The 23,608-nt window shown below is 36.5% G+C and carries 21 protein-coding genes; all 21 read left to right on the top strand.

Annotated features, from left to right (window positions below; all coding sequences use genetic code 11):
* Position 1: 1 nt before the first annotated feature.
* Positions 2 to 1,288: an EF-P 5-aminopentanol modification-associated protein YfmH gene (gene yfmH / locus F9U64_RS04000; RefSeq protein WP_153401727.1), complete on the top strand. Its 1,287-nt coding sequence runs from the start codon at positions 2 to 4 to the stop codon at positions 1,286 to 1,288.
* 8 nt (positions 1,289 to 1,296) lie between these two features.
* A complete protein-coding gene (ymfI, locus tag F9U64_RS04005) occupies positions 1,297 to 2,022 on the top strand; it encodes an elongation factor P 5-aminopentanone reductase (RefSeq protein ID WP_153401963.1) in 726 nt (241 codons plus the stop codon).
* An 85-nt stretch (positions 2,023 to 2,107) separates the two neighbouring features.
* Complete coding sequence (locus F9U64_RS04010; protein ID WP_153401728.1) at positions 2,108 to 2,365, top strand: DUF3243 domain-containing protein; 258 nt, start codon at positions 2,108 to 2,110, stop codon at positions 2,363 to 2,365.
* A 303-nt stretch (positions 2,366 to 2,668) separates the two neighbouring features.
* Positions 2,669 to 3,574: a helix-turn-helix domain-containing protein gene (locus F9U64_RS04015; protein ID WP_153401729.1), complete on the top strand. Its 906-nt coding sequence runs from the start codon at positions 2,669 to 2,671 to the stop codon at positions 3,572 to 3,574.
* Positions 3,575 to 3,661: 87 nt separating this feature from the next.
* Positions 3,662 to 4,240 carry a CDP-diacylglycerol--glycerol-3-phosphate 3-phosphatidyltransferase gene (gene pgsA / locus F9U64_RS04020; RefSeq protein ID WP_153401730.1) on the top strand — a complete coding sequence of 193 codons (579 nt, stop codon included), beginning with the start codon at positions 3,662 to 3,664 and terminating at the stop codon, positions 4,238 to 4,240.
* Positions 4,237 to 5,484, top strand: a complete 1,248-nt coding sequence (locus tag F9U64_RS04025) for a competence/damage-inducible protein A (protein ID WP_153401731.1) — start codon at positions 4,237 to 4,239, stop codon at positions 5,482 to 5,484. Before pgsA ends, F9U64_RS04025 begins: the two co-directional genes overlap by 4 nt.
* 183 nt (positions 5,485 to 5,667) lie before the next feature.
* Positions 5,668 to 6,705: a recombinase RecA gene (gene recA, locus F9U64_RS04030; protein ID WP_153401732.1), complete on the top strand. Its 1,038-nt coding sequence runs from the start codon at positions 5,668 to 5,670 to the stop codon at positions 6,703 to 6,705.
* A gap of 235 nt (positions 6,706 to 6,940) precedes the next feature.
* On the top strand, positions 6,941 to 8,503 hold the full coding sequence (gene rny / locus F9U64_RS04035; RefSeq protein WP_153401733.1) for a ribonuclease Y: 1,563 nt from the start codon (positions 6,941 to 6,943) through the stop codon (positions 8,501 to 8,503).
* A 61-nt stretch (positions 8,504 to 8,564) separates the two neighbouring features.
* Entirely contained in the window at positions 8,565 to 9,362 is a 798-nt protein-coding gene (locus F9U64_RS04040) for a TIGR00282 family metallophosphoesterase (protein WP_153401734.1), read from the top strand.
* Positions 9,363 to 9,501: 139 nt separating this feature from the next.
* Complete coding sequence (locus tag F9U64_RS04045; protein WP_089738033.1) at positions 9,502 to 9,762, top strand: stage V sporulation protein S; 261 nt, start codon at positions 9,502 to 9,504, stop codon at positions 9,760 to 9,762.
* A gap of 71 nt (positions 9,763 to 9,833) precedes the next feature.
* Positions 9,834 to 10,748: a dipeptidase gene (locus tag F9U64_RS04050; RefSeq protein WP_228275578.1), complete on the top strand. Its 915-nt coding sequence runs from the start codon at positions 9,834 to 9,836 to the stop codon at positions 10,746 to 10,748.
* A gap of 82 nt (positions 10,749 to 10,830) precedes the next feature.
* Positions 10,831 to 12,408, top strand: a complete 1,578-nt coding sequence (gene miaB / locus F9U64_RS04055) for a tRNA (N6-isopentenyl adenosine(37)-C2)-methylthiotransferase MiaB (protein ID WP_153401736.1) — start codon at positions 10,831 to 10,833, stop codon at positions 12,406 to 12,408.
* Positions 12,409 to 12,825 carry a YlbF/YmcA family competence regulator gene (locus F9U64_RS04060; RefSeq protein ID WP_153401737.1) on the top strand — a complete coding sequence of 139 codons (417 nt, stop codon included), beginning with the start codon at positions 12,409 to 12,411 and terminating at the stop codon, positions 12,823 to 12,825. It abuts the gene before it with no gap.
* Positions 12,826 to 13,192: 367 nt separating this feature from the next.
* Positions 13,193 to 13,759 (top strand): outer spore coat protein CotE, encoded by a 567-nt coding sequence (locus F9U64_RS04065; RefSeq protein ID WP_153401738.1) that lies wholly within the window; start codon positions 13,193 to 13,195, stop codon positions 13,757 to 13,759.
* A gap of 171 nt (positions 13,760 to 13,930) precedes the next feature.
* Positions 13,931 to 15,076 (top strand): DUF2264 domain-containing protein, encoded by a 1,146-nt coding sequence (locus F9U64_RS04070; RefSeq protein WP_153401739.1) that lies wholly within the window; start codon positions 13,931 to 13,933, stop codon positions 15,074 to 15,076.
* 209 nt (positions 15,077 to 15,285) lie between these two features.
* Positions 15,286 to 17,889 carry a DNA mismatch repair protein MutS gene (gene mutS, locus F9U64_RS04075; protein ID WP_153401740.1) on the top strand — a complete coding sequence of 868 codons (2,604 nt, stop codon included), beginning with the start codon at positions 15,286 to 15,288 and terminating at the stop codon, positions 17,887 to 17,889.
* Positions 17,890 to 19,710: a DNA mismatch repair endonuclease MutL gene (gene mutL / locus F9U64_RS04080; RefSeq protein WP_153401741.1), complete on the top strand. Its 1,821-nt coding sequence runs from the start codon at positions 17,890 to 17,892 to the stop codon at positions 19,708 to 19,710. It abuts the gene before it with no gap.
* Between the two features lie 71 nt (positions 19,711 to 19,781).
* Positions 19,782 to 20,708 carry a tRNA (adenosine(37)-N6)-dimethylallyltransferase MiaA gene (gene miaA, locus F9U64_RS04085; RefSeq protein WP_153401742.1) on the top strand — a complete coding sequence of 309 codons (927 nt, stop codon included), beginning with the start codon at positions 19,782 to 19,784 and terminating at the stop codon, positions 20,706 to 20,708.
* A gap of 44 nt (positions 20,709 to 20,752) precedes the next feature.
* The gene (hfq, locus tag F9U64_RS04090) at positions 20,753 to 20,977 is read left to right on the top strand and encodes an RNA chaperone Hfq (RefSeq protein ID WP_153401743.1); all 225 of its coding nucleotides are present in this window, start codon (positions 20,753 to 20,755) and stop codon (positions 20,975 to 20,977) included.
* A 108-nt stretch (positions 20,978 to 21,085) separates the two neighbouring features.
* On the top strand, positions 21,086 to 22,339 hold the full coding sequence (gene hflX, locus F9U64_RS04095) for a GTPase HflX (RefSeq protein WP_153401744.1): 1,254 nt from the start codon (positions 21,086 to 21,088) through the stop codon (positions 22,337 to 22,339).
* Complete coding sequence (locus F9U64_RS04100; protein WP_153401745.1) at positions 22,336 to 23,580, top strand: methionine gamma-lyase family protein; 1,245 nt, start codon at positions 22,336 to 22,338, stop codon at positions 23,578 to 23,580. The genes hflX and F9U64_RS04100 overlap by 4 nt, the downstream gene beginning before the upstream one ends.
* The last annotated feature ends 28 nt before the right edge of the window (positions 23,581 to 23,608 follow it).

The raw sequence follows: 23,608 nt of genomic DNA on the forward strand, positions 1-23,608 counted from the left end.
AATGAAAGAATTATATTATGACCAAATTAATGAGAAAATATATACAGAAACACTTTCCAATGGATTACGAGTGTTTATCCTGCCGAAACAGGAAATGGCCAAAACATTTGCAATCTTTACAACAAATTATGGATCCATTGATCAAAGCTTTGTACCTTTAGGTAAGGAAGATTTCATTACAGTGCCTGATGGAATTGCCCATTTTCTTGAACATAAATTATTCGAGAAGGAAGATCGAGACGTTTTCCATGATTTCTCGAAGCTTGGTGCTTCAGCAAACGCATTTACTTCTTTTACAAAGACTGCCTATTTATTTTCAGCAACATCCCGGATTATGGATAATTTGAAAATCCTGATTGATTTTGTCCAGGACCCATATTTTTCTGAACAATCAGTAGAAAAAGAAAAAGGTATTATCGGGCAGGAAATTAAAATGTATGATGACCAGCCAGATTGGCGTGCATTTTTTGGTACAATCAAAAGCATGTATCAGCATCATCCCGTCCATATTGATATTGCTGGAACAGTTGAATCAATCAGTCATATTACTAAAGATGATTTGTATACATGTTACCACACATTCTATCATCCAAGTAATATGGTGCTATTTGTTGCAGGGAACATAGATGTGAATGAAACAATGGAAATGATTAAAACAAATCAAGCTGGAAAAACATTTGAGACCCCGGAACCTATTACAAGGAAGTTCCCTAATGAACCGGCAAATGTAGCCCAGAAACAATTAAATGTTACCATGCCTGTAAACGTTCCTAAAGCACTGGTTGGTGTAAAAGAAGTTGATATTCCAGAAGATCCTAAAGCTTTTATGGAAAAAGAATATTTAATGGATATAGTGATGGATGCATTGTTTTCCAGAAGTGGTGCCAGTTATGAAAAACTTTATGAAGAGGGTCTGATAGATCAATCTTTCAGTGCTGAGACGCACTTGGACAAAGACTTTGGCTTCTCCATTATCGGCGGAAATACAAGTGAGCCAGAGAAATTGGCTGAATCCATCAAACAAGAGTTACTTCAATTAAATGAGACTAAATTGGATCAATCTACATTTGAGCGAATAAAACGAAAAAAACTTGGTCATTTACTTAGATCATTAAATTCTTTAGAGTTTATCGCAAATCAGTATACTCATTATCAACTATTAGGAATTGATTTATTTGAAAGCATTCAATGGTTAGAACAGTTAAGTTACAAAGATTTACAAAACTTCCTTTCCTCATGGATTGATGAAGAAAGAATTTCATTTTGCTTTGTAAAGAATGAAGAATAGTAAAGGTGATGGGCTTGGGGAATACTTGCTTAATTGTCGGTGCCAGCGGTGAAATTGGAGCGGCTATTGCCTTAAAACTAGCGGCTGACGGTTATAATTTAATTTTGCATTACAACAAGAATGAAGATGCTGTTCTACAATTGAAAAATAAAATAGGCAGCAGGCAAATTACTGGAATTATCTGTGCGGATTTGAGTCAACCTGAAGGAACAGAGGACTTTTTATCTCAATTACACCATGATATTGATCAGCTTGTTTTCGCGAGCGGGTCTTCACTTTATGGATTAATGCAAGACCTGACAAATGAGGAAATGGACAGTCTGTTCCATTTACATGTAAAGTCAGTTTGGCAACTGACCCAGCATGTTCTTCCAGCAATGATTTCAAGGAAAAAAGGTCAATTTGTTCTCATTACATCCATATGGGGGGAAGTCGGGGCAAGTTATGAAGTGGCGTATTCTACTGTAAAAGGAGCCCAGAATTCGTTTGTAAAAGCATTATCTAAAGAAGTGGGACCAAGCGGGATACGTGTAAATGGTGTAAGCCCTGGATATATTGAAACGAAAATGAATCAACATTTAACAGATGCAGAGAGAATGGATTTAGTGTCAGAAATTTCCTTGCAAAAAAGCGGTTTTCCAGAAGATATTGCTGAAGCTGTTTCTTTTTTAATAAGTAAGAGAGCTCAATATATAACAGGTGAAATTTTGCGTGTTAATGGCGGCTGGATATAAGAATGTAATTATTCCTCTTTTTTTGACGAATATTTTCTTTCAATTAACGGAAAATATAGTTGTATCTAAAAAAGGAGGTATGAAGATGTCTGTGATTGATAATTTTGAATCATGGAAAGACTTTTTAGGCGACAGATTACACGAAGCTCAGGGTAATGGAATCAGCAACAGAGCAATATCCGAATTAGCATATGATATTGGTAACTATTTATCAACAGAAGTTCAGGCTAAAAATGACCAAGAACGAATTCTTCGTGATCTGTGGAACGCTGCTGATGATAAAGAGCAACGTGCTATTGCGAGTATTATGGTGAAACTTGTTCAGAATGAAGGATCTAAGTAGGAAGAAGTAAAGGTATAAGCCCTAAATGACACAGCTTTGTTTTTGTGTTTTTAGGGCTTTTTCTATACCGTGTACATATATAAACAAATATTAAATTTAATTAAATTCTCATAGTATTTCTCTTTTCATGTGAAGCAATTTAAGATATGATTGTCATATGTGATAAATTAACAGTAAATTTTGTATAACTGCGTCAAGCATAATTAGATGAATAGTGATAAAGTGTCACATTTAATTTTATAAAATAAGGGATTAAATTCAGAAAACGAATTTAAGATAATAGATTGATGGATGGTGTTATTTATGGGAATTGGAGAAAGGCTGAAACAAGAACGTGAAGCGAAAAACCTCACACTGAATGATATTCAGAAACAGACAAAAATTCAAACACGTTATTTAAATGCAATTGAAGAAGAAAATTTTAATGTAATGCCAGGATCTTTCTATGTCCGTGCATTTATAAAAGAATATGCAACAGTATTGGATTTGGATGCTGATGCATTAATGAGTGAATATGAAAAGGACTTACCGTTCGATAAAGAAGAGAAAGTGGTTCTTTCACGTGTAAACAGCAGTAAAAAAAATAAAGCAGTGACAACAACTCCTGCCTTCTTTTCTTTTCTGCCGTCACTTGTTGTCGTTTTACTCGTTATAGGGATCGTTGTTGTTGTCTGGTTATTCCAACAGAGACCATTTGACGGGAATGATAATTCGGCAGACCAACCAACTGAACAAACAAGTGAAGGTCCTGGTGATGAGGTATCGATGCCTCCAGAGAATGCAGGTGAGGACCAGCAAACTCAGGATTCAGAGGAAGAGACAAATAGTAATGGGACTGTAACAGACGGTAATGAAGAAACGGAAACTGAACCTGAAACAGAAACCACTATTACTTTAGACGAATTTACAGGAAATGACCTAACCTACTCTTTGGAAACGAATGAAGAAACATTAACACTTTCATTTGAAACAACAGGTCAAAACTGGCTGAATGTAGAAAATGCAAATGGTGAGCGATTCGTATACGAAACATTAACAACAGAAAACATGCCTATTGAAGTAGACATTACGGAATTCACCGAAGTTTATGTGAAATTCGGGAATCCACATTCCATTAATATGAAAGTTAATGACAAACCGATTGAATTACCTGCAGAACTCAGCAATAGTTCAGATCCTCATGAAATGTGGATTAATATTGTAAAATAAAGCATGATTCACCCTCTTTGTTTAGAGAATAAAGAGGGTGTTTTTATACAAATAATTAATATTATTTATTTACGAGGTGATTGACAAATGAATATACCAAATAAAATTACTATCTCTAGAATTATGTTGATACCAATCTTCATAATAGTACTCTCATTCCCTTTTGATTGGGGAACTATCTCCATTGGAGCAACAGATTTACCATTAGCTCATTTTATTGCTGTAATTATTTTTGCTATTGCTTCAGCTACGGACTGGTTAGATGGGTATTATGCAAGAAAATACAATCTAGTAACAAATTTAGGGAAATTTCTTGATCCAATGGCTGATAAGTTATTAGTATCGGCTGCTTTTATTTTGTTGATCGAATTAGGATTGGCACCTGCATGGGTTGTTATTGTTATTATCAGCAGAGAATTTGCCGTAACGGGATTAAGACTTGTCGCCGCTGGGGAAGGAATTGTACTTGCTGCGGGTCAAATGGGCAAGCTTAAAACCGTCATCCAGATTTTGGCTATCATCATTTTATTGTTACATAATTTTCCGTTTAACAGCATAGGTATCCCTGCTGGTGATATATTGCTTTATGCAGCCCTCGTCATTACAGTCATTTCAGGTATAGAATATTTTATTAAAAACTGGCATGTAATGGAGGATTCCAAATGAAAAAGCAAGTAAAAGCCGAAATAATTTCTGTTGGTACAGAACTTCTATTAGGTCAAATATCTAATACTAATGCAGCCTGGATGTCTGAGAAATTAGCAGATAGCGGTATTCCGATTTACTATCACAGTGTTGTGGGAGATAATTTGGAACGGCTGACAGAAGTATTTCAGTTGGCGCATAACCGGTCAGATATTATTTTTATTACTGGAGGACTTGGACCTACTGAGGATGACTTAACAAGAGAAGCTTTTCAGGTTATGACAGGACTTGAGATTGTCCAGGATCCAGTCACCATCCAAAAGATGGAAAATTATTTCGCAAAAACAAATCGTACCATGACACTAAACAATCTTAAACAGGCTAATGTATTTGAAGGAGCGCATGTTTTTCAAAATTCTGTTGGCATTGCCCCTGGGATAGCTGTTGAATATGAGGAAACAATTTACTTATTTATGCCAGGTGTGCCGCGTGAAATGAAATCACTAATGCTAGAGCATATGCTGCCTTTTTTGGCAGATAAATATTCTTTAAGTGATGTAATTTTTTCCCGAATGCTGCGGTTTATCGGGATTGGAGAATCACAACTGGAATATGAGCTGCAAGATTTAATCTCCTGTCAGACTAATCCAACGATTGCACCTCTCGCTTCAGAAGGAGAAGTAGCCATAAGGCTGTCAGCCAATGCGGATACAAAAGCTGCTGCGATTAATCTTATCAACGAGACAGAATCTATGATTGTCAAACGAGCAGGCCAATACCTCTATGGTTATGATAATGACACAATTGAGCAAAAAGTATTTGCACTGCTTCAAAACCAGCATTTGACAATCTCAAGTGCGGAGAGCTTAACAGGAGGCGCATTCGCTTCATCTATTGTTGACATGGAAGGTAGCTCTGCAATATTCAAAGGGGCAGCAGTAGTTTATCAAACAGAAACAAAAGCAGATGTATTACATATCCCAGAACATATCATGAAGCATTATGGTACAGTAAGCAAAGAATGCGCTGAGGCAATGGCTGAGCAAGTAAAAAGCCTGTATAACAGTGATATTGGTATTAGCTTTACAGGCGTAGCTGGACCGGCGAAACAAGAAGGAAAAGAAGCAGGGACAGTCTTTATTACAATCATTAATCAACAGGCTGTCCATCAATATAAGTTACATTTCAGCGGAGACCGGGATACCATAAGAAGGAGATCTGTCAAGAAAGCTTATGAATTGCTGTTCCACCTTTTGAAAAAATAAGAAAACAATAAAAAAGTATTTTTAAGCTTTAAATAGGCTGAAAATACTTTTTTTTCATGAAAGAGCAGCAGATTTTAAAGAAAATCAGCACAGAAAAAAAGGGAACATTTATTCGTTTATTGCTTGTTAAATCTATCAAAACATTGTAAAATAGTATTAGAGTTAAAAAGGAGGAATTTTCGAATGAGTGATAGAAAACAAGCCCTTGATCAGGCGTTAAAACAAATAGAGAAGCAATTTGGTAAAGGATCGATCATGAAACTGGGAGAGCAGGCGGAACAGAGAATTGCCACAGTTTCCAGTGGGTCGGTTACGTTGGATGTTGCTTTAGGTGTAGGTGGTTATCCACGTGGTCGAGTTGTAGAAATTTATGGTCCAGAGTCTTCTGGTAAAACTACTGTTTCTCTTCACGCGATAGCAGAAGCACAGCGAGCGGGTGGACAGGCTGCTTTTATTGATGCAGAGCATGCCCTTGATCCTGTATATGCTAGAAAACTAGGTGTTAATGTTGATGAGTTATTATTATCACAGCCAGATACCGGAGAGCAGGCACTAGAAATAGCAGAAGCATTAGTGCGCAGTGGCGCAATTGATATGATTGTAATTGACTCTGTTGCGGCACTTGTACCGAAAGCGGAAATTGAAGGAGAAATGGGTGATTCCCATGTGGGTCTTCAAGCTCGACTTATGTCACAAGCATTAAGAAAATTATCTGGAGCTATTAATAAGTCAAAAACTACAGCTATCTTTATTAACCAGATCCGTGAAAAAGTAGGTGTTATGTTCGGTAATCCTGAAACTACTCCGGGTGGTCGGGCATTGAAATTCTACTCATCTGTCAGACTGGAAGTGCGAAGAGCTGAAACATTGAAAATTGGCAATGATATGGTAGGAAACAGAACAAGAATCAAAGTGGTAAAGAATAAAGTGGCACCACCATTTAAACAAGCAGAAGTGGATATTATGTATGGGGAAGGAATTTCACGACAAGGTGAAATACTTGATATTGCCTCAGATTTAGATATTGTCATGAAAAGTGGTGCTTGGTATTCCTATAATGAAGAGCGATTGGGACAAGGTCGTGAGAATGCTAAGCAATTCTTAAAAGAAAATTCTCATATTGCGGATGAAATTTATCTTGCTATTCGTTCACATTATGGTTTGGATGAAGAAGCTCCTGTTGATGAGACGGAAGAACAAGCTTCATTATTGGAGGATTAATACTATTTTATAAGGACCAGCTAGGTGTGGCGAATCTCTTAACTAAGCCGCATCTGGCTTTTTTTATTAGATGATATGGAATAAAATCCTACAATCCTTGACATCCCAAGAATAGAGGATTAAAATTATAATGTATAATTTAAAAAATCGTTATACATTAAATTAAAATTAAAGTATTCATTGTACATGCCGACTGAAAATTTTGTACAAGTTTATAGCAAGAGGAGGTGAAAGTATGGATTCATTGTTTACAATTATCATCTCCATTTTGCTTACATTTGTCGGTATTGTTGTTGGTTATCTGATTCGAAAGAAAATTGCGGAGAAGAAGATTTCGAGTGCAGAGGAATTAGCAAAACAAATTGTTGAAGAAGGACATAAAAACGCGGAAGTAGCGAAGAAAGAGGCGTTACTCGAAGCGAAAGATGAAAACTATAAAATTCGTCAACAAGCTGAACAAGAGCTTCGTGAAAGAAGATTAGAAATTCAGAAGCTTGAAAGTCGTCTCATGCAAAAGGAAGAAAATCTTAACCGAAAAGATCAAACGTTGGATAAGCGTGAGTTAATGTTAGAGAAGAAAGAAAGTTCGCTAACAGAAAAACAACAACAAATTGAAGAAATGGAAAGCAAAGTTGGAGCAATGTTAAGCGAGCAACAGACAGAATTAGAACGGATATCTGGCTATACGACTGACCAAGCAAAACAAGTTATTTTACAACGTGTGGAAGAAGAAGTCACTCATGAAACTGCACTAATTATTAAAGAAGCTGAAAACAGAGCCAAAGAAGAGGCGGATAAGAAAGCGAAAAACATTCTTTCTCTAGCCCTACAACGTTGTGCTGCAGATCATGTTGCTGAAACAACTGTTTCCGTTGTAAATCTTCCAAATGATGAGATGAAAGGTCGAATAATCGGGCGTGAAGGAAGAAACATTCGCACGCTTGAGACTTTAACTGGTATTGATCTTATTATTGATGATACTCCGGAAGCTGTTATATTATCAGGTTTCGATCCAATTCGGAGGGAAATTGCAAGAATTGCCTTAGAGAAATTAGTACAGGATGGCCGTATCCACCCAGCAAGAATTGAGGAAATGGTAGATAAATCAAGACGGGAAGTGGACGAATATATTCGTGATTACGGTGAACAGACTACTTTTGAAGTGGGAGTCCACGGTCTTCATCCGGATTTAGTGAAAATTCTGGGACGTTTAAAGTACAGAACAAGCTATGGTCAAAATGTATTAAAGCATTCCATGGAAGTAGCCTATTTATCCGGCCTGTTAGCTGCTGAGCTTGGCGAAGATCAAACCCTTGCAAAACGTGCTGGCCTTCTGCATGATATCGGGAAAGCAATTGACCATGAAGTAGAAGGAAGCCATGTGGAAATAGGTAAAGAACTTGCAAGTAAATACAAGGAAAATGATGTTGTCGTTAATGCAATAGCCTCACACCATGGTGATGAGGAGCCAACATCCGTTATTTCTGTTATTGTTGCCGCAGCTGATGCATTATCAGCAGCCAGACCTGGTGCAAGAAGTGAAACTCTTGAGAACTATATTAAGCGTTTAGAGAAACTCGAGGAAATCTCTGAATCTTATGCAGGTGTAGAGAAGTCATTTGCAATTCAAGCTGGTCGTGAAATTCGAATTATTGTCAAACCAGACGAGATTGATGATCTTGAAGCAGCAAAAGTTGCTAGAGATATAAGAAAACGAATCGAAGACGAACTGGATTATCCGGGTCATATAAAAGTAACAGTAATAAGAGAAACAAGATCTGTTGAATATGCTAAATAAAGTGGCCATTTTTGGTCACTTTATTTATTATCAGATTGTTTATGGAGAAAGGAAGCTATAGATGAGAATTTTATTTATTGGAGATATTGTTGGATCCCCTGGTCGGGATATGGTGCAGGAATATTTACCGAAGCTGAAAACTAAATATCAGCCGCATATTTCGATCGTTAATGGCGAAAACGCTGCGAGTGGTAAAGGTATTACAGAGAAAATATATAAAAATTTACTCGAATGGGGCACAAATGCTGTCACAATGGGAAACCATACGTGGGATAAAAAGGATATATTTCAATTTATCGATAACGCGCCTTACATGGTTCGTCCTGGTAACTTACCTGCTGGTACACCAGGCACTGAGATTGTTTTCGTAAAATCAAACGGAAAAGAAATAGCAGTCATTAATCTATTAGGCAGAACATTTATGCAGCCTGTTGATGACCCATTTCAAAGAGTTGATGAATTAATTGAAATAGCAAAAAAGAGAACAAATATAATATTTGTAGACTTTCATGCCGAAGCGACAAGTGAAAAACAAGCATTTGGATGGTATCTGGATGGAAAAGTCAGTGCAGTAGTCGGTACACATACACATGTTCAAACAGCCGATGACCGTATTTTGCCTAATCATACTGCTTACATTAGTGATGTCGGTATGACTGGACCTTATGATGGTATATTAGGCATGGAACGGGAAGCGGTGCTCAAAAAATTCACTACTGCACTGCCTGTTCGATTTGAAGTTCCTAAAGACGGCAGAACGCAATTAAGTGGGGTTGTTATTGATATTGATTCATCAACAGGGAAGGCAAGTAAAATAGAGCGAATTCAGATTAATGATGACCACCCGTTCTTCTCTTAAAACCGTTGATAATATTAGGGTCTGTAATGATAAGATTTGAATTTTTGCCTGTAATGAGTCATAATAAAAAGGAATATCTTTCATGTACAAGAATATAGTAAAAGTGGGATAACAATAGGAATTGAAGGAGGTACCAGGAATGGACATATTAAAGGTTTCAGCAAAATCAAATCCGAATAAAGTAGCAGGCGCACTTGCAAATGTCGTACGTGAACGTGGCTCAGCAGAAGTTCAAGCAATTGGTGCAGGTGCACTAAACCAAGCAGTAAAAGCAGTTGCTATCGCACGTGGTTTTGTGGCTCCGAGTGGAGACGATCTCATTTGTATTCCGGCTTTTACTGATATCATGATCGATAATGAAGAACGTACAGCTATTAAATTAATCGTAGAACCTAGATAATTCTTATTCAGTTAAACCTGTTTGTTTTAGGACAAACAGGTTTTTAAATGGAAAGAAAGAGGTGTAATAGATTGATTGATTGTAATTGTGATGCATTATGGAAGATTTGGGAGCAGCAATTGGATTTTTATGATGATCCCGAACTTGCAGTGAATTATACCAAGTGGATGAAAAGTAATGTTAAAGTGCAGTGTTTTGCTATTTTTATTCCACCAAGTGTACCTGCTGAAGCGAAATTTATTGCAGGTTTGCAAATGATAGACATCTTTTATGAACATGTCATTAAGCCATATTCTAATGTGAAATTAATCTTGAACAAGCAAGATATCTTTTCATTGAAAAGCAATGAAAGAGGAGCAATGTTAACATTAGAAGGCTTGGATTTAATCGGATATGATATATTTAAGTTGCGGATTTTGTTTCATTTAGGTGTTCGTATGATCGGTTTATCATGGAATGTTCCCAATCTAGCCATTGACGGTATTATGGAAAAGCGTGGAGCAGGTTTATCAGATTTTGGTCGTGATATCATCCAGTTAGCTAATGACGAGAAAATATGGGTTGATTTAGCTCATGCTTCTTATAAAGGGTTTTTTGATGCATTGGAAATTGCTGACTACCCTATTGTATCACATGCGAATGTTCAATCTATTGTGCCACATCCGCGCAATTTGGATGACAAGCAAATTCAGGCTCTAATAAATAAAAATGGTTTGATAGGAATTAATTTTGTTCGGGAATTTGTTACTAGTTCCAATCAGGCGACTTTTCAAGATGTATATTTACACATCTATTATCTACTAGCCTCAGGTTTAGAAGAACATATAATTTTTGGATCAGATTTTGATGGAAGTGATAATCTTGTTCATGGTCTTTCATCCATCTCTGACTATCCGTCTTTTTATAAATACTTAGAAGGAAAGCTGTCTGACTTAATTTTAGAGAAAATTACTTGGGATAACTTTATTAAAAAAATCCCCGATTAAGAATGATTTGCCTTTGTAATTCTAAGGCTTATCCAATATAATAGATGAGGTAGTTGATCAGGGGTAAGAAAGGAGACATAATATGAACGAAAAACAGAGATTAGAAAGTCAGCAAATTAAACGAGCAGATTCATCGGACGTAAAATCCGAACCGAATCAAAATTTAGATCGTTTAAAAAAACTGTCAAGTGATGAACTGATTTCTAAATATTTCGAAACAACTTATGAACCACCAAACCTTAAAAAAGCGAGAAGTCGTCGTAAGAAGGATGTTGATATACATTACGACTTCGATATTCCATTAGAGATGAAAGCGGTCGGAAAAGGGAAAAAATTTCTCATTCGCACATATGGATGCCAGATGAATGAACATGATACAGAAATTATGGCTGGTATTCTGACAAATATGGGATATGAATCAACAAATGAAACGAACGAAGCAGATATTATTTTATTAAATACATGTGCTATCAGAGAAAATGCAGAAAATAAGGTGTTTGGTGAAATTGGTCACTTAAAACCTTTGAAACTTGAAAAACCGGACCTGATCATCGGTGTTTGTGGCTGTATGTCACAAGAAGAGTCTGTCGTTAATCGTATTCTCAAAAAACACCCATTCATTGATTTAATTTTCGGTACCCATAATATTCATCGATTACCGAAACTGATTAACGAAGCGATGTTCGGTAAAGAAATGGTAGTAGAAGTGTGGTCAAAAGAAGGAGACATCATTGAAAATTTACCAAAAGTACGTAATGGTAAAATCAAAGCATGGGTAAATATTATGTACGGTTGTGATAAATTCTGTACGTACTGTATTGTCCCATATACTCGTGGAAAAGAAAGAAGCAGGCGACCAGAGGATATTATTCAGGAGGTACGTCATTTAGCAGCTCAAGGGTATAAAGAAATAACATTACTAGGTCAGAATGTTAATGCGTATGGGAAAGATTTAAATATTGATTATGGTTTAGGTGACTTAATGAATGAGATTCATGAAATTGACATTCCAAGAGTTCGCTTCACAACTTCCCATCCTCGTGACTTTGATGATCGATTAATTGAAGTCCTTTCTCAGGGTGGTAATTTACTAGATCATATTCATCTACCAGTACAATCAGGAAGTTCAGATGTCCTGCGTGTTATGGCACGACGTTATACAAGAGAAGATTATCTGAAACTTGTTGACAAAATTAGAAAAGCAATGCCTAATGCAACTTTAACGACAGATATTATTGTTGGTTTCCCGAACGAAACGGATGAGCAATTCGAAGAAACAATGTCACTAGTAGAAGAAGTTGGATTTGAGAGTGCTTATACGTTTATTTATTCACCAAGAGAAGGTACACCTGCAGCAAAATGGGAAGATAATATTCCTATGGAAGTGAAAAAGGCTCGCTTACAGCGATTAAACGCTCTTGTTAACAAACAATCAGCTGATGCAATGAAAAAATATGAAGGTCAAACGGTTAAGGTATTAGTTGAAGGTGAAAGTAAAAAAGATCCTGATGTATTATCTGGATATACGGAAAGAAATAAACTAGTCAATTTTAAAGGGCCAAAATCCATTATCGGAGAAATTGTTGAAGTGAGAATTACAAATACAAAAACTTGGACATTAGATGGTGAGTTGGTTGAGTCTGTAGTTGAGGTGAATTAAATGGCAAAGTATACAAGATCTGAAGTAATGGCTGAAGCACATAATTTAGCAAAAATGATGGCAAACATTGAAGAAATCGACCGTTTTAAGCAGCTAGAAGCGAAATTAAATGAAAATAATAAAATACAAGCAACGATTAAGAAGATAAAAGCCCTCCAGAAGCAAGCGGTAAACTTTCAAGCTTATGGCAAAGAAGAGGCTTTACAAAGAGTGGAAAAAGAAATCGACCGTCTTCAGGCAGAAATTGATGAGATTCCTGTCGTTCAGGAGTTTAAAGAATCACAAGTTGTTATTAATGATCTTCTGCAATTAGTATCCAATACGATTGCAAGAGAAATCACCAACGAAGTGATACGTTCAACAGAAGGCGATGTCCTTGCAGGGAAAACAGGTTCGAGCAAAGGTGACCATTGCTAATATTCAGATATCAAACGATCATGGTATAAACTATGATCGTTTTTTTGATATTTGCTTAAGGAAATTGACTTAAGAATAATCCTATTTGCCTTGTTGTATGTAGCCATTATCATTTACATAACTAAAGTCAGAAAATTACTCAAGCAATTGTTCTTGTTAGACTACAATCAATTTCTAAAATAACGGTATTTAAGTATGCTGTTCCTATATAACCTTTGATAATGCTTCTCCCTTTATGTACACATCTCTAGGCTTTTGCATAGTATGAATTAGAATCTATGGCCTGTGAACTTTTTAAAAATAAATAGGCACTATAGGTGAATATCTCGCATAAGATGGATTGAAATGAAAGGGAGGTTAACATTCAATGTCTTTTCTTGATCAACAATACAGGGAAATAATTACAAAGGCAGTTATAGGTAAAGGGAGAAAATTTACTCAAGAAACAAATACTATTACGCCAACTCATAGACCATCAAGTATTTTAGGCTGCTGGATTATCAATCATAACTATCATGCAAAATTAGTAAAAAAGGATACAGTGGAAATTTACGGAAGCTACGAGGCAAACGTTTGGTATGCATACAACGATAATACGAAAACAGAAGTAGTATCTGAGCGAGTTGAGTATTGTGATACTGTATCACTTTCTATTCGTGACAAACAACAATTAGGTGATGATTGCGATGTAGTAGCAAAAGTTATTCAACAGCCAAACTGTTTAGAATGCACAATTGATACAAGGGGAAACAAAATTAAAGTAGATGTTGAACGGGAATTCCTTGTTGAAGTAATTGGAGATACTAAAATTTGTGTAAAAGTAGACCCTAAAGGCAAAGTATACGAAGATGAAGATTGGGATTTATCCATTTCTGATGAAGAGCTGGAATCATTAGACCCAGACTTTTTAGCAGACAATGATGATGAAGAATAATACTTACAGTGTGGAGCGTACCACACTGTATTTTTTTTTGATAGGTAATATTAGGATGAAGCCACATTTTTTTAAGTGCAGTACTTTTTGGTTTCTTTACTGATGAAATCATTAATAGAATCAGTTACTATTAAAGAGGATAATAGACATTTACAGAAGGGGAGAATTAGTATGAGAAGTGAAGATCGTAAATATTGGCTTAATTTGATGCTGAAAATAACGGGTCCTGTAATCCAATCTTTGGAAATGGAGCAGCTGAAAATTAAAATGCCAGTAGAACAGCAAACAAATAGCTTGAGAGAAGAGTACACTTATTTAGAAGCGTTTTCAAGATCATTAAACGGTATTGCCCCATGGCTTGAACAGAAAGCGGTAAATAGCGATGAGGAATTGTTGCGCCAAAAGTTTGCCGAAAAAGCAAGAAAATGTATCGATAACGCAACGAATTCAGCATCTAAAGATTACATGAATTTTACTGAAGGAGGACAGCCTATTGTTGATACAGCTTTCTTCGCTCAGGCAATTTTACGGGCACCTGTGGAACTATGGGACAAGCTGCAACCAGATGTGAAAGAGAATGTTGTTTCAGCACTAAAGAATACCCGAAATAGAAAACCGATTTTCTCTAATTGGTTATTGTTTTCTGCCATTATAGAAGCCGCTTTGTACAAAATGGGTGAAGCTGATTGGGATCAAATGAGGGTAGATTTTGCCATCAAGCAATTTGAACAATGGTATGTTGGTGACGGAATGTACAGTGATGGCGCATCGTTTCATTTTGATTATTATAATAGTTATGTTATTCAGCCGATGCTTTTGGATTTAATAGATACAGTGGGGCATGTGCATGAAGATTGGATCACTTTGAAGAAGGTGTTTACTAAACGAGCGGAACAATATGCAAATATTCTTGAAAGAATGATTTCTCCAGAAGGAACATTCCCGCCTGTTGGAAGGTCACTTGCTTACAGGTTCGGCGCCTTTCATCATTTAGCCAATCAAGCTTTACGAAAAGAGCTTCCTCCCGAGTTGAAACCTTCTCAGGTAAGAGCAGGGCTGACACAAGTAATCAGAAAAACATGTGAAGAAGATCAGATTTTTGATCAAGATGACTGGCTGACAATTGGATTTAGCGGTTCTCAAAAAGGGATAGGGGAATTCTATATTTCTACAGGAAGTCTCTATTTATGTACATTTGTATTCTTACCATTAGGCTTAACGGAGAATGAGCAATTTTGGAGTGATTCGCCTGCCGCATGGACAGGTAAAAAAGCATGGGAATCCGAAGATTTTGCCATTTATCATTCACTTGATTAAAAAGGCACAAACGATCGAGTTCTGTTTTACAATAAATACATAACTGCTTGAATTTTTTCAAAACGATAAAATTCAAGCAGCTTTTTTTATAATATTTCTGGAAAAACATATGGCCAAGCCAAGTTTTGTTAATATGACTTCATGAAGTGATTCTCGCTATTGTTATGTTATAATGTTCAAAGAAAAGTACAGATTTTGGGGGATCAATAATGGGTTATACGCCAATGATAAAACAATATTTACAAATAAAAGCAGAATATAAAGACAGTTTTCTATTTTTTCGTCTTGGCGATTTTTATGAAATGTTTTTTGATGATGCAAAAAAAGCAGCAGAAGAATTAGAAATTACGTTAACAAGCAGAGATGGTGGCATGGATGAACGGATACCAATGTGTGGTGTTCCTCATCATTCTGCTGAAAATTATATAAGGTCACTCATTGAAAAAGGATATAAAGTAGCTATTTGTGAGCAAGTGGAAGATCCAAAAACAGCAAAAGGTGTAGTAAAACGAGAGGTTGTCCAATTGATTACACCAGGTACTGTTATGGAAGGGAAAATGCTTGAGGATAAAGAAAATAACTATTTAGCAGCATTGCACGTTATGGATGAACAGACATATGGTTTTGCTTATACGGATATGTCCACAGGCGATACTTCTGTTATGAGAATAGAAAGCAGCTGGTCAGCTGTACTGAGTGAAATATACAATCGTCCAATAAAAGAGATAGTTGTCGATGAAACAATTGATACGGATTTAAAAAACGATTTAACTGATAAAATGCAATTGACGTTATCTACTGTCAGCGAACATATTCAGTTGCCACATGAAATGACTCCATTACTTGCAGATGTAGAAGATGTTTTATTGCAACATGTTTGTAAGCAGTTATTTCAGTATGTGTATCATACTCAAAAAAGATCGATTGATCACTTAAAGAAAGCTCAAGTCATTGAATTAAAAAAATACATGACATTGGATATGTATTCAAAAAGGAACTTGGAAATTACTCATAGCATGATGCGTAATGAAAAGTTTGGCAGTCTTTTATGGGTAATTGATCGAACAGTTACAGCAATGGGGTCAAGGAAATTAAAGAAATGGCTAGAACGTCCTTTATTGTCTCGGCATCATATCGAAAAAAGACTGGATATGGTAACAGGATTTTATGATCAATTTATGGAGCGGGAAAGTATAAGAGAATCCTTACGTTCGATCTATGATTTAGAGCGTCTGTCTGGAAGAGTATCTTTTGGCAATGTGAATGCACGTGATTTACTGCAATTACAGAATTCACTCTCGAAGATCCCGCTAATAAAGCAATTATTGAAGGAATTTAATCAACAGAGCTTACAAGACATGGCTGATAAGTTAGATCCCCTAGAAGGATTAAAAAAATTACTGGAAAACAGTATTAAAGAAGACCCGCCTATTTCTATTACAGAAGGCAATATTCTAAAAGACGGGTATAATGAAAAATTAGACGAATACCGTCATATATCCCGAAACGGCAAAGACTGGATTGCAGCGCTTGAAAGAAAAGAAAAAGAAACAACAAATATTAAGTCACTAAAGATTGGATACAATAAAGTATTTGGTTATTTTATTGAAGTAACCAGAGCTAATTTGCATTTAGTACCAGATGCTCGCTATGAACGTAAGCAGACATTAACAAATGCAGAAAGATTTATTACGGATGAATTAAAAGAAAAAGAATCATTGATCTTAGAGGCTGACGAAAAAAGTGTAGACTTGGAATACCAGTTATTTCTAATCATTCGAGATAAAGTAAAGGAATATATTCCGGCATTACAGAAACTTGCTGATCTGGTTAGTGAAGTCGATGTATTACAAAGTTTTGCAACGGTAAGTGAAGAAAATAATTATGTCCGTCCAACTTTTGCAAATAATCATCAAGTAAAATTAGAACAAAGCCGGCACCCTGTTATTGAAAAAGTAATGAAAGATGAATCTTTTGTTCCTAATGATATACAACTGGATGAAGACAAGTTCATGTTGTTAATTACCGGTCCTAATATGTCAGGTAAAAGTACGTATATGCGGCAGCTTGCCTTAACAATTGTGATGGCACAAGTAGGCTGTTTTGTCCCTGCTAAAAAAGCGGAGTTAGCCATTTTTGATCAAATTTTTACTAGAATTGGCGCAGCGGATGACCTTGTTTCCGGACAGAGTACGTTTATGGTGGAGATGCTTGAAGCTAACCATGCCATACATCATGCTACTGATAAAAGTTTAATATTATTGGATGAAATTGGACGCGGGACAAGCACTTATGACGGAATGGCACTGGCTCAATCGATAATGGAATACATTCATGATCAGATTAAAGCAAAGACTCTATTCTCTACTCATTATCATGAGTTAACAAGCCTTGAAGAAAGATTACAAGGATTAAAAAATATTCATGTAAGAGCGGAAGAGATCAATGGGGATGTTATTTTCTTACACCAAATTCATCAAGGAGCAGCAGATGAAAGCTATGGTATACATGTCGCTCAATTAGCAGGCCTTCCAAGTGATTTAATCGAGCGTGCAAATCAGATACTAACACAACTGGAAACCAAAAATGTTGGCAATTATGAAGCAAAGCAACAATTGGAGCCCGCTAACCAGGCAGAACAAATGACTTTATTTGTGGAAGAAGAGCGTTCGTTAACTAAACAGCCAAAAGAAGAGGAAAATTTAATTGCAATGATAAATAAATGTGATGTTTTAGAAATGACACCGATGGATGCAATGAACAAATTATATGAATTACAGAAAAAAGTGAGAGGAATGAAAGGAAGAAAATAGATGAAAATAATCGAACTTCCAGATTATTTAGCGAACAAAATTGCTGCAGGCGAAGTAGTGGAACGGCCAGCATCTGTAGTAAAGGAACTTGTTGAAAACAGCGTGGATGCACAGAGTGACTGGATTAAAATTGATATTGAAGAAGCAGGACTTCAATCAATTAAGATAACGGATAATGGAATAGGTATTCCGTATGACCAGTGTAAAAAAGCATTCTTACGTCATGCCACAAGCAAAATTAAAAATGAAAATGATCTTTTTCATGTGAAAACACTAGGGTTCCGCGGGGAGGCATTAGCGAGTATCGCTGCGGTAAGCAGGTTAAGAATCCAGACATCAACTGGAGAAACAGCAGGCACTGTGTTGGAAATTGAAGGGGGACATCTCCAATCAGAAAGCAGAAGTGATGCAAGACAGGGAACAGAAATTCTTGTTCGGGATATTTTCTTTAACACGCCTGCAAGGTTAAAGTATCTTAAAACAGTCCATACGGAATTAGGGCATATTACCGACATTATTAATCGAATGGCACTTTCCCATCCTGCGATACGATTTGAACTCACTCATAATGGAAGAAAGATCTTTCAAACAACAGGTAAAGGTGATCTAAGACAAATTGCTGCATCCATTTACGGATTTTCTGTTGCAAAGAAAATGATTCCCGTTTTCAGAAAAACAACTGACTATACCATCGATGGTTTTATTGTGAAGCCAGAAGTGAACCGTGCCTCCCGTAACTATATTACCACTGTGGTAAATGGTAGAATTATTCGCAATAATAGCCTGGCGCGGGCTATCACTGCAGGGTATCATACATTATTGCCAATTGGCAGGCAGCCAATTGTCATATTGAATATTGAAATGGATCCGATCTTAATTGATGTCAATGTTCATCCTACTAAATTAGAAGTGAGGTTCAGTAAAGAGAAAGAACTTTTTTCTGCTGTGGAGGAAATGATTAAAGAAGCTTTCCATAAACAGACATTAATTCCATCAGGAAGTAAGCCAAAGCCTGAAAAAGAGAAATCGTTTCAGAATAGTTTTGCGTTTGATTTTTCTGATAAAAAGAAAGAAACGACCAAAGCTGCAGAAGAAAAAGAGCCGAATGAACATGATGATCTGCAGCCATTACAAGTTTATGAACCTTCCACACATAATGTTGCTGATACAATTGATTCAGTTGAACAGCCTCTTGAAGCAGGGGATAATGAACGGTTTGACAGAACAGAGGAGAAAGAACGTATCCCTGCATTGTACCCAATTGGTCAACACCATGGAACTTATATCATAGCGCAAAATGAGAATGGGTTATATATTATTGACCAGCATGCGGCACAGGAAAGAATAAAGTATGAATATTTTCGGGATAAAATCGGTGATGTGGAAAGTGTAGTGCAAGATTTACTAGTTCCCATCACATTTGAGTTTACAGCACAGGAAGCATTAATAATTAAACAATATGAACAAGAACTGCAAAAAGTAGGGTTATTCTTTGAAAATTTTGGCCAAAATGCTTATATTGTCAGGTCACATCCGAAATGGTTTCCAAAAGGTGAAGAGGAAGAAATTATACGCGATATGGTAGAGCAGTTAATTAGAGAACAGAAAATCAATATTCATAAATTGAGAGAAGATGCTGCTATCTTAATGTCTTGCAAAAAATCGATCAAAGCAAATCATTACTTAAACCATACGGATATGGAAAGGCTGTTGAATGACTTACGCATGTGTGAGGAACCATTCACCTGCCCGCATGGCCGGCCGATTATTATCCAGTTTACTAAGTATGAGATGGAGAAGATGTTCAAGCGAGTTATGTGATGGATGATTTTATTTTCCAGGTCGTGTATACTTTAGGGGTAGCGGCTTTTAACACTTGAAAGGATTTATGTATGAGACAAAAGATAATGGTTATCGTAGGACCGACAGCGGTCGGAAAAACTGCTCTAAGTATAGAAGCAGCAAAACAATTCAATGGGGAAGTAATCAGTGGTGACTCAATGCAGGTTTACCGCGGTTTAGATATCGGTACAGCCAAAGTAACGAAGGAAGAGATGCAAGGCATTCCTCATCACTTAATTGATATTTTGGAACCTGGTGAAAGTTTTTCTGTTGCAGACTTTCAAAAGCAAGTCAGGGAATGTATTACAGATATACACAGCCGCGGTAAATGTGTGATTATAGCTGGTGGAACAGGTTTATATATTCAATCAGTCTTATATGATTATCAGTTTAGCGAAAAGGCTCGAAGTACGGATTTCCAAAAAAGAATCGAAGCAGAGATTATAGAAAATGGAATAGACTCTGTGTACAATCGATTGAAAAGAGTCGATCCTGAACAAGCAGATAAGATTCATCCAAATAATGAGAGAAGATTAATTCGTGCTTTAGAGGTATATGACCGAACAGGTATAACGATGACCGAACAGCAAAAACAGCAGGACGAATCTCTTTATGATCATTATATTGTTGGTTTAGAAATGGAACGCTCCATTCTTTATCATCGTATTAATGAAAGAGTGGACAATATGATGAAACAAGGCTTAACTGCAGAGGTACAGCATATGATAGAGCAAGGTTTAGAGAATAGTCAGGCAATGAGAGGGATTGGTTATAAAGAGCTAATACCATACGTAAAGGGTGAAATGCCGCTAGAAGCAGCGCTTGAATCGTTAAAAAGGAACTCAAGAAGATTTGCCAAGCGACAGTATACCTGGTTTCGTAATAAAATGCCTGTCCACTGGTACAATATTCTGCCAGAAACAAGAGATGAAGTTTTTCAAAATATTTTGGCAGATTTAGAAGGATTCTTAAAATAAAAATAGAATTAATAGTAATAGAGAAAAAATGAGGAGGATACATAATGTCTCAATCAGTTAATATTCAAGACCAATATTTAAACCAGCTTAGAAAAGAACGGATTCCCGTTACTGTTTTCCTTGTAAATGGATTTCAAGTGAGAGGACTTGTTAAAGCATTTGACAACTTTACCGTAATGTTAGAAGTTGAAGGAAAACAACAACTCATTTTTAAACATGCAATTTCCACTTTTGTACCAGCCAAAAATGTTAATTTAGATAAAGAATAGAACAATGGCGCTATTATAATCTAATAGCGCCATTTCTTATAGAATGAAATAAAGGTTAATAATCAAACCACTTCTTACAAAAACTAACGTTAAACAAAGGAAAAGTAGGTGGCCAAAATAGAAAAAGTAATAATTATTGCCGTTTTAAAAGATAAAACGGAAGAAGAAAGATTCCAATATTCTATCAGTGAATTAAAAGCTTTAACAACTACAGCAGATGGAACAGTTGTGGAGACAATTATCCAAAAAAGATTAACACCACATCGTGCAACATACCTAGGGGAAGGAAAGCTGCAGGAAGTTAAAGAAATATGTGAAGTGGAAGAGATAGATGTCGTTATTGCAAATGAAGAACTCTCAGGAAGCCAAATAAGAAACTTGCAAGAAGAATTACAAGTCCGTGTTATTGATCGAAGCCAGCTCATTTTGGATATTTTTGCAAACAGAGCAAGAACGAAGGAAGGGAAGCTGCAAGTAGAATTAGCACAATATGCTTATATGTTACCAAGGCTTCATGGGCAAGGTGCTGATTTATCCAGATTAGGTGGGGGAATTGGAACACGGGGACCTGGTGAGACAAAATTAGAAACAGACCGCAGACATATTCAGCGCAGGATGGATGAGATTAAACAAAGGTTAACTACTGTTGTCAACCAACGCGAGCAGTACAGAGATAAGAGAAGGAAAAATCAGCTGTTTCAGATTGCTGTTGTTGGTTATACGAATGCAGGAAAATCAACGATGTTTAATAATTTGACGAAAAGTGAATCTCTTCAGGAAGATAAATTATTTGCAACTTTAGATCCTCTTACCCGTAAATTACACTTGCCGAGCGGACTGGAAGTGATTTTAACAGATACAGTAGGTTTTATTCAAGATTTGCCAACTGCATTAGTTGCTGCCTTCAGATCCACACTGGAAGAAGTAAAAGAAGCTGATCTTATTTTGCATGTAATTGATGTAGCAGCACCAGACAGAGATAATCATGAAGCTACCGTGTTACGTTTGCTGGATGAATTGGAAGCAGATAATATTCCTGTTATCACAGTCTATAATAAGAAGGATTTGATCGATACTAGCAGCTTTGTTCCTAATTCTCACCCATATATGTTGATCAGTGCTTTAGAACAGAGCGATCTTCAAGAGTTGAAAAAACAAATTGAAACGGTTATGAAAGAGCTATGGCAGCCTTATCACTGTATTGTTCCTGAAGGGTATGGCAAAGTGCTTGCTAAACTGAATCAGCATACCATTACCGAACAGAAAGAATATCAGGAAGAATTGCTTGGATATGAAGTCAGCGGTTTTGTTGACCCAAACCATCCTATCATGAAGGAAATAAAGGAGTATCACCAAGAATGAGTTTAATAAGTAAAGTGCAAGTAACGGAGCAGGAGATTTCTCAAAATTTTGAAGAAATTGCTGTAGTAGAATTATTTAACCAGGAAAAGGTTTTAGCAGCTTTCCGAAATAATCAAGTGAGCGACAGTGATTTTAATCCTACAACAGGATACGGTTATGATGATTACGGAAGAGATAAATTAGAAGCAGTTTATGCTTCTGTTTTTAAAGCGGAAGATGCATTAGTCAGGCCGCAAATAGCTTCAGGAACCCATGCTATTACTACAGCATTGTTTGGTGTATTAAGACCTGGGGATCAATTATTATATATTACTGGAAAGCCATATGATACGTTAGAAAGTGTAATACGGTCAGACGAAAGGGATATAGGTTCATTAGCGGACTTTGGTGTAGAATATCAATCGATTCCATTGAAAAATGACCAAGTTGATATGGAAAGAGTGAATGAACAGATAGGCAATAAGACAAAAGTTGTTGCTATCCAGCGTTCGAAAGGTTATGATAATCGACCTTCGATAACGATAGATGAGATGAAAATTATTATCACAGAAATCCGCAAAATGAAAAGTGATGTCATTATTTTTGTAGACAATTGTTACGGGGAATTTGTTGAAAAGGCAGAGCCTATTGAAATCGGAGCAGATTTGATTGCAGGCTCACTAATCAAAAATCCTGGAGGCGGAATAGCAAGAACTGGCGGCTATGTTGCCGGTAAAAAGGAGCTTGTTGAAAAAGCGGCCAACAGATTAACAGCTCCAGGAATAGGGAAGGAAATTGGCGCAAGTCTCGGTATGCTGCAAGAGATGTATCAAGGGCTTTTTCTTGCACCACATATAGTCAGCGAAGCATTGCGTGGTGCAATATTTACATCAAAATTCTTAACAGAACTAGGGTATCAGACAGAACCGCATTATCAAGCAAAAAGAACGGATTTGATTCAATCTGTAATTTTTCCAACAGCGGAAGAGATGATCGCATTTTGTCAGGCAATTCAGGAACAATCACCTGTAAATGCCCATGTAACTCCATATCCAGCTCCAATGCCTGGATACACTGATCATGTCATTATGGCTGCAGGTACTTTTATGCAAGGAGCAAGTCTTGAACTGACAGCTGATGGTCCAGTCAGGCCGCCTTATACTGCTTATGTACAAGGTGGTTTGACGTATGCTCATGTAAAAATTGCAGTGATGAAAGCATGTGAAAAACTTGAAAATAAAGTCGTTCAAAAAAACATGTGAGTTTTCCTAACATTGCTTGACAACTTTA

It is taken from the genome of Gracilibacillus oryzae (genome assembly GCF_009498735.1).
Taxonomy (GTDB): domain Bacteria; phylum Bacillota; class Bacilli; order Bacillales; family Amphibacillaceae; genus Gracilibacillus; species Gracilibacillus oryzae.